Source organism: Clostridium sp. MF28, assembly GCF_002969175.1.
Classification (GTDB): domain Bacteria; phylum Bacillota; class Clostridia; order Clostridiales; family Clostridiaceae; genus Clostridium; species Clostridium beijerinckii.
The window spans coordinates 1,269,424-1,281,318 of record NZ_CP014331.1; the positions used below are offsets into that span (position 1 = coordinate 1,269,424).

General features: G+C 29.2%; 11 protein-coding genes and 1 pseudogene. All 12 read right to left on the reverse strand.

Annotated elements, in window-relative coordinates:
• Nucleotides 1–116: 116 nt before the first annotated feature.
• Nucleotides 117–566 (reverse strand): annotated as a pseudogene (locus AXY43_RS05600) (PhzF family phenazine biosynthesis isomerase); the annotation flags it as partial.
• A gap of 356 nt (nucleotides 567–922) precedes the next feature.
• Complete coding sequence (locus AXY43_RS05605; protein WP_105411174.1) at nucleotides 923–1,207, reverse strand: hypothetical protein; 285 nt, start codon at nucleotides 1,205–1,207, stop codon at nucleotides 923–925.
• A 62-nt stretch (nucleotides 1,208–1,269) separates the two neighbouring features.
• Nucleotides 1,270–2,760: an Hsp70 family protein gene (locus tag AXY43_RS05610; RefSeq protein WP_105411175.1), complete on the reverse strand. Its 1,491-nt coding sequence runs from the start codon at nucleotides 2,758–2,760 to the stop codon at nucleotides 1,270–1,272.
• A 12-nt stretch (nucleotides 2,761–2,772) separates the two neighbouring features.
• The gene (locus tag AXY43_RS05615; RefSeq protein WP_105411176.1) at nucleotides 2,773–4,239 is read right to left on the reverse strand and encodes a hypothetical protein; all 1,467 of its coding nucleotides are present in this window, start codon (nucleotides 4,237–4,239) and stop codon (nucleotides 2,773–2,775) included.
• Nucleotides 4,240–4,254: 15 nt separating this feature from the next.
• Nucleotides 4,255–5,844, reverse strand: coding sequence for an Hsp70 family protein (locus tag AXY43_RS05620; RefSeq protein WP_105411177.1), 1,590 nt, complete (start codon nucleotides 5,842–5,844; stop codon nucleotides 4,255–4,257).
• 5 nt (nucleotides 5,845–5,849) lie between these two features.
• Nucleotides 5,850–7,394, reverse strand: coding sequence for an Hsp70 family protein (locus tag AXY43_RS05625; protein WP_105411178.1), 1,545 nt, complete (start codon nucleotides 7,392–7,394; stop codon nucleotides 5,850–5,852).
• A gap of 64 nt (nucleotides 7,395–7,458) precedes the next feature.
• Complete coding sequence (locus AXY43_RS05630) at nucleotides 7,459–8,070, reverse strand: vWA domain-containing protein (protein ID WP_105411179.1); 612 nt, start codon at nucleotides 8,068–8,070, stop codon at nucleotides 7,459–7,461.
• Between the two features lie 95 nt (nucleotides 8,071–8,165).
• Nucleotides 8,166–8,756 (reverse strand): TerD family protein, encoded by a 591-nt coding sequence (locus AXY43_RS05635; RefSeq protein ID WP_105411180.1) that lies wholly within the window; start codon nucleotides 8,754–8,756, stop codon nucleotides 8,166–8,168.
• Nucleotides 8,757–8,775: 19 nt separating this feature from the next.
• Nucleotides 8,776–9,825 carry a DUF4236 domain-containing protein gene (locus AXY43_RS05640; protein WP_105411181.1) on the reverse strand — a complete coding sequence of 350 codons (1,050 nt, stop codon included), beginning with the start codon at nucleotides 9,823–9,825 and terminating at the stop codon, nucleotides 8,776–8,778.
• A 9-nt stretch (nucleotides 9,826–9,834) separates the two neighbouring features.
• Nucleotides 9,835–10,431 (reverse strand): TerD family protein, encoded by a 597-nt coding sequence (locus tag AXY43_RS05645; protein WP_105411182.1) that lies wholly within the window; start codon nucleotides 10,429–10,431, stop codon nucleotides 9,835–9,837.
• A 69-nt stretch (nucleotides 10,432–10,500) separates the two neighbouring features.
• Nucleotides 10,501–11,226 (reverse strand): TerC family protein, encoded by a 726-nt coding sequence (locus tag AXY43_RS05650; RefSeq protein WP_105411183.1) that lies wholly within the window; start codon nucleotides 11,224–11,226, stop codon nucleotides 10,501–10,503.
• Nucleotides 11,227–11,299: 73 nt separating this feature from the next.
• The gene (locus AXY43_RS05655) at nucleotides 11,300–11,878 is read right to left on the reverse strand and encodes a TerD family protein (RefSeq protein ID WP_105411184.1); all 579 of its coding nucleotides are present in this window, start codon (nucleotides 11,876–11,878) and stop codon (nucleotides 11,300–11,302) included.
• Between the last annotated feature and the right edge of the window lie 17 nt (nucleotides 11,879–11,895).

Consider the following 11,895-nt stretch of genomic DNA (forward strand, 5'->3'; position numbering starts at 1 on the left):
ATTTAGCTATGTTCTCAACTTGCAGATTCTTTGTTAGACTGCTTATATAATTTATTAATAATATTTTTGCAAAAATGGCTCAGCCATAAAATTTGATTATTATAGAATAAACTTTTTTAATCATTTAATAATAATTCTGATTTAAATATTATAACGGCGTTTCCTGAAACTTTGGCTTCTACAGGCTCATTGTCTTCTATCTTTACCTCAACTTCAATGATACCAGGCCTATTTATAGCCTCTCCTTGTTTAGCTTTAAATCTAAATAAAGAATTATTATGCTTAACAAGATTATGGTGAACAAGATATACACCTAATGGACCATTTGCATTACCAGTAACAGGATCTTCATTGATACCTATTGAAGGTGCAAACATTCTTCCATGTATTAAAATATCACTTTCTTTTGAATCAGTAGTAAAAATATAATATCCATTACATTTAATTACCTCGCTTAACTTAGAAAGTGCATTATAATCTGGCTGCAATGTATTTAGGATTTCAATACTTTTAATACCTATCATAACTTTAGAATGACCTGTTGACACTATCTGAATTTTATAATCATATTGCAAATAAACCTATATCTAAGTAAAACTAAGTAATATAAGCATTTATTATATGGTGTATTTTATTTTTGACTCTTATAGAATAGTGCTAGTTAGCATATAAAAAGCATTAATATACAATTTATAAGCTCTGTAAAAAATTTCGTGTAAACTGAATAATAGGAACTCCTTCTTGGCAATAATTGATATAACAGTTTATTACAAGAAGGAGTTATTTTTATGGGAAACATGTAAAAGGAATTACTAAGAGAATATATAAAGGAGCAGAATTTCACTAATGCAAATGATATACTAAATGATTTAAAAGATACTCATCTTTTAAACTATAAATAGATTTTAATTATCCCCAATATCTACTCTATATTAGCTCCTTTGTTATTTAACTTCTTTCTAACATAATATACCCCATAAATAGCTAAAACTATTGGTGCAATTTTTATTGCTAATAATATAAGACTTACAACTCCATGTATTAAACTTACAGCAATACTTGTAACTATCATTGCCGCTAAAAAACAAATTCCCCATACCATAGCAACCTTCTTAGTACTTAATGATAGAAACTTCAACTTTTTATTTATTATTCCAAATACTGATGTACCTAATATTAAACTTCCTGCAATGACTATCAAAGACATTTTTCTTCACCTTCTTATTTATAAATATCTATTAACAATTTTCCCATTGAAACTATTACGCATTATATTAATTTCAATACTTCAACCTTATTTATTCCACTAATTGCCTCTTGAATGGTTACTTTAACTTCCTGTGAACTTCCAACTTCAAATGTTATCATTATTTCAAGCTGGTACTTAGGAAATGGCTTTAACCCTGTAACTCTAACAGTTCCTACGTGTGCATTATCTCTAGCTTTAGCCTTGGTCCCCTGATAAACCTCTACATCAACTTCTGTTTGATTATCTTCATCAGTTGTAAATGTCAAAGTTTCTTTCGCTGGAGTCTTTTGATTTTGCTCAATTAATGTAATAAAGTTTCCTTCTGCATCTTCAACTCCCAATGCATGTGCTACCGCTGTTTCTATTTTAATATTTTTATTAAAATCTAAGTTTTTTGATAGATAAGCTGCATATATAGCAGCTCCTTGAGCAACACAAAGACTTGGATCTATATCTGAATAAGTCTTGCCATCTCCACACTCTTCTTTAATTATTTCATCTATAATAGAAATTTTGCTTGATCCACCAACTTTTATTACCTTGTTGATATCCGTAGCCTTAACCCCTGCATTAATCATAGTTTCTTTAGTTATTCTTTTTATTTTTTCTAGATATAGTTCAATTGCCTTTTCAAAATCTTCTCTTGTATACTCTGCATCTATATGTACTCCTGGAATTACATCTGGTACTGCAATATAAGTGCTATCTGTAGAGCTTAGTATTTCTTTACTCTTTATTACTGTATCCAATAATTTTTGTCTTCCGACTTTTTTGAGTTTTTCAACCTGCACACTTTCAAAATCAATTCCTTCTTTTTGTATTATGTAATCCATAAATGCTTTATCAAAATCCAATCCACCTAGCCGATCATCTCCTCCTATTCCAATTACATTAAATAAAAGTTCATCTTGATTTTCTTTTATATTAATAATTGTTAAGTCAAACGTTCCTCCACCTAAATCAAAGACTAAGATATTTTCATCTCTAACCTTATCTGTTTCTGAATGATGAAGACCATAAGCAAATGCTGCTGCTATTGGCTCTTGAATTATTCCTAATAAATCTAATCCAGCTAATTTAGCTGCTTCTGCCGTATTTTGAAATTGATGTGCTTTAAAGTAATATGGTACTGTAACCACAACTCCAGATGAATTATATACTCCACTTGGAAACATATTTTGTATGCTATCATAAATATTCTTCAATATCATTGATGATATTTCTACTGGTGAATGTATCTTAGATCCTAACTTAATTTTAATATTATTATCATCCATTAATCTCTTAACTCCAACAATTACATTATCAGGATTCAAGATTCCACTCATAAAAGCAGCGTTTCCATATATATATTTATCATTTTTTTCATCATAATAAACTACTGATCTTAAACATCTTTCACCTTTTGGACTATAAACATCCGCATCTTTACCTGTCCACCTTGCAACCGAACTATAAGTTGTTCCTAAATCAATGCCTATTACTGGCGAATTTTGAGCATCATATTTCATTATTTTCCCCACCTATTTACTATATTTATAAGCTATAATTTGAGCTTGACGTATAATATGATTATGACCTATTCCGTAAACATCTTTTAAATATTCGTAACCATTTCTAATAACACTTTCAATTGTTTCATCTAAATCTTCTTCTTCCGTATCCTCAATATCTAAAACCTCAATATAAGAAAAATCTATTTTTTCTTTCAACTCAACTTCTACTTTTTTTACGTTTATACTTAATAATAATTCATCAAAATACATCTTTAATTCTATATAAACTGGTAATATTTCTTTTTGAATAATTTCTTTATTCGAATTTTTAACAAAGCTTATCCCAGATTCTATTCCGTCCAAAATAGGAAGTAAACTTCCCTCTATAAAATTAAAATATGTATCTACTAAATTAGACTTTTTTGATTCAATATGAGTAATACAGCTATAGTTTTCATTTAAGATATTTCGTATCTCTTCCTGATCTTTATCATTAATATCATTGATAATACTTATATCATTAAAATCCTGATTTGTCTTTTCTAATAGTTTATTTGTCCCATTATTTATAGCATTTTTGCTCATTTTATTAATCATATTAATGCCTTTTATTCTATTTTCAACTAGCCTTTTATCCTCATCACTTAATTGTTCTAATTTAGCTGACATTTCTTTATTAAATTTTTCAACTATAAACTCAATTTTTTGAAAAGCTTTCTTTGAGTTTAATATCAATTCTTTTCCATCTAAAGCCCATTGCTTATAATTTAACAGGTTCCTTTCGTAAGCAATAACATCTTGCTCTATTTGATATTTATATTCGTTTAAGCCATTCTTTGAGTTTAATTCTTCTTCATTTACTTTTTCTGTAACATCATCTATTACTACTTCTGTTTTAGGCTCTTCATTTTTTTTCCTATCTATTTCATTATCAGATGCTACTTCTTCTTTTTTATCCAAATAATCTTTTTTTTCAATCTCATTACTTTCTTCTTGATCATTTAATATTGATTGTTCCTTTTTATCTTCAAGTTGGACTTCCTGATTATTATAAACTTCAACATCCACATTTTGATTTTCCATATCATTTTTCAGCTGTTCATTCGTAATCTTTTCATCAGATATACTATCTTCACATTTTATTTCTTCTTTATCTTCAACTTGAACTTCATCATCACTTTTTAATATTTCATTATCAATTACTACTTCTTCTTTTTTATCCAAATAAGATTTTTCTTCACTCTCACTACTCTCTTTTTGAACATTTAATGTTGGCTGTTCATTTTCATGTTGAACTTCCTCATTATTACAAGCTTCTGTATCATCACTTTGCTTTTCTATATGGTCTTTTATCTCTACATTTGCCATATTTTTTTCAATAATTATGCTATCTTCGCACTTTTTCGTTTTATCCAATTCCTTTGATACTTCATTTTCTAAATCACTTTTATTTAACTTATCAACCTTTATATTATTATTGTTAATTTCACTCATTAGTTTCACCTCACTTTACAATCTATTTACATCCAATGTAACGTTGTTTTCACTTCCATTACTAACGCATTTTGCTGTTACATTAACAATATTTTCTTCGTTAACCTCAAACTTAACAACTATTTTTTCTTCACCTTTTGGTTTAGACGGAATATTAGTTAATTTAAATTCTCCTATACAAATAGCTTTTTCCTTGCCATCTGCATTCTTTTCATTAATAAATTCAACATCTTCATCACATTGGTAAATTAATAGTGTTAACTCTGTTTGATTATCAGATTGGGTAGAGTATTCCTTTTCTTCACTTATTACTTCTCCCTTAGGTATTTCAATTCCTTTTTCTATTAATCTTGAAAATCTCATTCCTGAAATCATAATACCTAGGTTATGAGTTACTATTTGAGATATATTTATATCTCCTTCTGGCTTTACTTCATTATTGTCCACACAATCTGATGGAACTGATAAAGTAGCTCCATATATAGCAGCACCTTCGGATACTATGGTTCTTGGGTTAAAGTTGCTATAAGGTTCAATTCCAAAAATGTTTTTTACTTTTTCTTTAATTCTTGGAACTAAAGTTGACCCTCCAACTAAAATGATTTTATCAATATCTTCTACAGTCAATTTAGCGTTTTCTAAAGCACATTTAACAGTTTCTTCAGTCTTATCTATTAAAGGATCTATTGCAGCATTAAATTGTTCTTTTGTAATCTCTACATCAACACTTAATAAATCGCCTTCTTCATTTTGAATAATGTTTGGGATCAATACATTAGTAGTATCATTCTCACTTAATTCTATTTTAGCCTTTTCAGAAGCCTCTTTTAATTTTTGAATAGCTTGTTTTATTTTCTTTTTGCTTATTCCTTGATCTTTAGTTGTATCTAAAATATCAATACTATTTTCTTCTAAAAACTTAGCATTAATCATTTCCATTAATTTTTGGTCAAAATCATCTCCTCCAAGCTGATTTATTCCTTCCTTTGCCAAGATATCATAGTTTGCATTCCCGCTTTCTGATGTATTGGCATCCAAAATGCATACATCAAAAGTTCCTCCACCTAAATCGTAAACTAATATCTTTTGACTTTTAGTTGCATTAAACCCATACATTATGGCTGCTGCTACGGGCTCTTCTAGCAAATATAGTACATTCAAATTTGCAAGTTCTGCTGCCTTCAAAGTTGCTTGCTTTGCATTATCAGTAAAATTTGCTGGTATACAAATTACTGCATTAGCAATTTCTCCTAAAGGTTCAAAGTTTTCTTGTTCCTTAGTAGCTTCAACTATCTTCCGTAATATTTCTGCAGATATTTCTTCAGGTGAATATTCTTTATCATTTATACTTACTTTATAGCCATCTTCACCCATATGTCTTTTAATAGATGCAACTGTATTTACAGGATCTATCATCATTCTTCCCTTAGCTTGTGAACCTACTAATTTAGTATTATCATTTAAAAATGAAACTACTGATGGTATATAATCATTACCTTCTATTTTAATGATTCTGCTTTTACCCTTTGTAAAAACTGAAGCAATAGTTGTTGATGTTCCCAAATCTATTCCTAGCACATATGAGCTTTTAGATAAATTTATCATTTTTCCTACCTCCCATTTTCCTTAGCATCAATAATTATTTCTGTAGCATCAAGTCTACCCATATCCAGATAAGCTTTTAATCTCTTTATATCGTAATTTTCTACAAGCTCCATAAATTCTCGATTCATAGGAATTTGAACGCTTCTAAATCTAATTATCATATTTTCGTCAATTTCAAATAAAGCCAAAATTGGTATTTGATCTTTCATAGGCTTTATTATGTCAAGAGATAACTCACCCAAGTATTCATTTTCATTAGGGATCGGATTATCCCCTCTGTATACATTAATTAAAACACCTTCTTGATATGGTCTTGATGTTGCTCCAATAACCCCATCTGCTGTTGGGAGTTGAGTTCCTTTTCTTACTATTGGCTTAAATATCAATTTATCCCTACTATCCAACATGTCTACACCATATGTAAAGACGGTTTTTTCTTTTACTACAATCTTTTTTGATAGATCAATTCCACTTTTTATTTGATAATCAGGAGTTGCTAGTGAAGCTGCCATAAGAGCTGCACCCCTTGCAACTACTTCGTCTACATTTGGTGCCATATAAGGTTCCTTAATTCTATTTTTTACACTTTCTCTAACTATTGGCATCTTAGTTGATCCACCTACTAGAATCACTCTATCAATATCATCTTCAGTATAATTTATACTCTGCATAGCCTTATTCATCTTTTCTATAGTTCTATCTATCAATGGTTTTGCCAATTCATTGAATTCACTTCTTGTTATTGTTTTTTCTAAGCAGTAATCACCAATTAAATTAGGTATTATAATTTCAACTTCATCCATATCTGATAAATCTATCTTTGCTTTTTCGGCTGCTTCTTTTATTTTTGTTACTGCTGATATATATTTTCTATCTTTCTCTAAGGTAATCGAGATATTTAAATCTTTATTAATTTGCTTAAATAATACATTGCATATTATTTGGTCAAAATCATCACCTCCAAGCCTTGCATCACCATCAACTGCTAATATTTCAAAATCATTTCCTTTAACTTGCATTATTGATATATCAAAGGTTCCTCCACCTAAATCATATACCATTAAAGTTTGATTCTTGTTTTGATCAATACCATAATCTAACGCTGCTGCTGTTGGCTCTGGCATTAATCTTAAGACTTTTAAACCAGCTCTTTCAGCTGCTGATTTAGTAATTTGTCTCTGCTCTGAAGTAAAATAGGCTGGAACTGTTACAACTGCTTGTTCTACTTCTTCTCCTAAAGCTTCACCCGCCTTAATCTTTATGGTCCTCAATATATTAACTGCCACATCTTCAGGTGTAAAAATTCTTCCATCTAAATTATAATGCACATCTTTTCCAACCTCACGTTTTGCCGAAGCTACTGAGTTCTTAGGATCAATTAAAAGTCTCGATTTAGCTTGATGCCCAACTATTATTTCATCATTTCTAACTGATATAACAGATGGCATAGTATTCTTCCCATCTATAGGAACAATCTGCACTTTTCCTCTTCTTAAACACGCCACTGCTGAATTTGTAGTTCCTAAGTCTATTCCCACTATAATTCCCATATTAACTCTTCCTCTTTTCTATTTATTAAACTAAATTCATACCTAAACTACACATATTTAATAACTATTTTTTAATTATTCCTTTTGATGAAGCTTCTTTTAACCAAATAGGAAACTCATTTAATAATTTTTCATACAACTCTTCATCTGATAAAGAATTAATATTATCAATAGAAAAGAAACTAGCATTATCCACCATTCTCCCTTCCATTTCATCTAGCTCTTCTAATATTCCGTAATTAGAACCTCCAATTCCAACAAACTGCCAAAATATAGGATACCTAGAGCTTTCTATAATTATTTTTTTAATCGGAGCTTTCTTATAAATTCCACCATCGCTTATAAAAATAACATAAACTGGTAACTTACTACCATAATATATATCCATTATTTCTTGCATGACGCATGGTTCATTATTTACTATGCCTATATTCCATTTTTTCCACCCTTTATGTTCTTTAGTTAAATAACCATTTATATTATCTAAAGATATTTCTGATAAATGTATTGCTTTTTCTGCAAAAGCCCATGTATCTAATTCACCATCGTCATCAAACATTAAAGCTATAGGTAGCATTTTATCCATGGCCCTTTGCACATCACCATTTTTATATTGATGTTCCATAGATCCAGACTTATCTAACACAACAACAACTCTAGCTATGACTTTTTCCATCTGCTTCTTCTCTAGTACCACAGTTACTTTCTTAGTCAAATCAATTAGATGTGGTGCCTTTTCTAGTACTAATTTTTGAACTTTTTCTTTCTTCTCTAAATAAATTCTTTTTCGAAATCTTCCTTAATTGATTTTGTTGATTCAACTAAGTTACTTTCTTCTGTTTCTTCGATTTCTTCTCCGCCATAATTTTTTAATATGTCTCCTAAACCACCATTAAATCCGCTTGCAACTATACCTAATCTCCAAATTCCATCTTTTTCATAAATTTCAGCAAGAATAATTGACTTTTCATTACTATAATCCTTATCTTCAATTTTGAATATTCCAACTTCCTGGCCCTCGTCCATAAATTTCAAATTACCATCTTTTACATCTTTCATTGCATATTCTTCATCTACAGATACACATAATATAATTTTCTTTATAGTTGGTGGAAGCAATTTAATATCTATTTCAAATACGTTTTTGTCTTGAATCTTTTTTATTGATTTTTCTGGTGAAACCAGCTGATTATAAAAGATAAAATATCTATCATCAGACAACTTGTTATCTTTATCTACACCAAAGCAACACATATCTACATCTATATTCTCTTTACTAAAATTAATATCTGATTTTAAAGTAATTTTCATGTTGGGCACTAATTGCTCTAATTTTATTTTTTGTCCTTTTATAAACTCCATATTGTTTTATCCACATTTCTTAAAAAATCTTTTCCTTTATTCCATCATAATTATTGTCTTTCATATAAATAAACTCATAATCTTTTTTGGCTTTTGCCAATTGTCCATCTTCCTCATAGAACTGACCTCTCAAGAATCTGATATCTAAAATCAATTTTTCTGGACGATCTTTAGTCTTTCTTGTAAGCTTTGTAAGTTCCGCTATAGCCAATGATATTTTATCTAATCTATAAAATAAATACCCTCTTAAATAACTTATATTAGTTTCTATTGCATTTTCATTTTCTAGTTCATTAGTCAAATTAATAACGTTCATTAAATCATCTTTTTCAATTCTATCTTCCAATGCAATAAAATCAATTAATGATAAAAGTATTACTTTATCACTTGAATTTTCACTTTGAATTTCATAAAGTAATTTCATTCCTTCTCGTAAATCATTTATTTTTTGATAACATTCGATTAAACATAAGTATAGACCTTTTTTATTCGGCATAATTGGTATTTCAATATATTCCGTTACATCCAAAATAAGTTCTATTTCATTAGCAAATTTACTTATTGTTTTTCCTAATTCCTCTTTGTGCACTAAACACATTTTAAAATTATTTTTAGCACTTTCAAATTCTTCGTTTCCAAGCTCTATAAATCCTCTTAAAAAATATGAATCAATATTATTACATCTGAATAATTTCTCTTTAGCATTATTGAGATTGCCATTAATGAATTCCTTCAATCCATATAAAAACTGCCTTTCATCATTTGTGAGTGATAACTTTTCAAAGAATCCAAGCGTTTTTAATCTATTGTCATTTTGCATATTAGTTTTATTACAATTTTGATATACTGCTGCATTTTTTATATTATTTCTATTCGTATTTACTGAATCACTTAAATTTTTAGTATAATATACTCCTGTACCAGGAATTGAGCATCTAACTCTACTTCCTCTACTATTTATATTGTATTTAAGTCCTTTGGGTCCTAATGAAATTGATGGACCACTTCTACTTAAATTAATCTTTACTCCTGGCATTATATTTACACTTTTTCTAAATCCCCATCCCATAAGTTATCCCTACTTTCTACCTGCAACCCATTTTAATCCCCAATTATATGCTTTATCCATTGATCTATGTCCGTCAAAAAATCTAACCAACTTTTCTACTGAAAAATTATTATCATTAACATTTTCAATTATTGCTAAAGCACACATACTATAACTGTTGCTGTACTCATCCATATTAATTAAAATCTCTTCTTGTCCTGGCACATTAATACGAATGTTGCCGTTAGCTTCTTTCCAATTTGTAATACCTTCATATATGAACGTATAAACAAGAATTCTTTTTATATCTTTTATTTTATTTCCATTTATAAATAAATTTTCTCCATCTGAATTAGTTCCGGTTCTATCATCACCATCTAAATGCACATAAGGTTTACTATCAAAACTGCCAAAACTATTTCCCAACGCCTGTACTGCTCCAATACTTCCATCCTTTAACTCATAAAGACATCCTAAATCTAAATCAATCGATTTAGTACCAAATAATGATGCAAATATCCCTTTTTGAGTACCCGAATTCCAGTTTAAATTTACATTGATTTTTCCTAATTGTTTATTTTCTTTTGACAAATTTATTTTTGACCCTTTTTCTAATACTATTGGCATCTCTAATTCTCCTCTTTATTTTTATATTTTAAAAATGGGTTGAACTTAAGTTCAACCCATTAAAATAAATTATGCAGTTGTACTTTCACTTTTCTTATTAAACTTACTAACTACAAATGTTCCTAAAAATACAACTATTAGTATTGCAAAAAATAACATATCTGGAATTTCAATTCCTATTAGTGTTACTCCTAATTTAAGACCAATTAATGCAATAAGTATATATGCAGTTTTCTCAAGTTCTGGAACCTTCTCTATCAAAACTACGAATATCTGAGCAACACCTCTCATCATTAAAATTCCAAATACTGCTCCAATGAACAATACCCAAACCTTATCACTTACTGCAAGTGCTGCTGTAACACTATCTATTGAAAAAACAATATCCATTAATTCTACACTAGCTACCGTTGCCCATAATCCTTTTTGAGCAATTTTAGCTATATCAGGATCTTCTTCTTCACTGTTTCCAAACAACCCCTTGTAAGCCATATAAAGCAAATAAAGTGCACCAATTGCTTTTATCCAAGTGAATTTAATTAAATATGTACCTATACCTATTACTAAAAATCTAAAAAGATATGCTCCCCAAATTCCATACATTAGAGCTTTTTTTTGCTGCTTTTCCGGAAGATGCTTAACCATCATAGCTAATACCAATGCATTATCTGCTGAAAGTAAGCCTTCTAATAGCATTAATAACAATATGGTTGATATGCCTGATACTGTAAATATCCCCTCAAAATTTGATACTGAAAAAAACTGACTATAATTATCTATTATACTTTGTAACATACTTACTTTACTCCTTTAGTTACAGAATTTAACTATAAGCTTTTCTAGCTTATAGTTAATATTTCAAACAATTCTACACGTTTAATCCGAAGTTTTTACATAGAGATGCTAATCCGCCTTCAAATCCACTTCCTATAGCATTAAATTTCCATTCTATCCCATTTTTATAAAGTTGAGCTACAACTATAGCGGTTTCTATTGAAAAATCTTCTCCTAAATCATATTTTATAAGCTCTTCTTTAGTGTTAGAATTAACAACTCTAACATAAGCATTAGAAACTTGCCCAAAATTTTGCTTTCTTTCTTCTGCTTCATGAATTGTAACAGTAAAATCAATTTTTGTTATATGCTCTGGGATTGATGCTAAATTAATTAATATTTGTTCGTCATCCCCATCACCATCTCCTGTCAAATTATCGCCTAGATGTTCTATAGCACCAGAACTGTGTTTTAAGTTATTATAAAATATCATATCAGCTTCATTATGAACTTTTCCATCATCTCCACAGCAAAATGCTACAGCATCTAAATCGAAATCATGTCCGCCATCATATTTATTAACATCCCATCCAAGTCCTATTATTACTTTTTTTAATGATGCATTACCTTTTGTCAAGTCTACCTTTTGCCCTTTTTTCAATACAATTCCCATAAAAATTCCTCCTACTG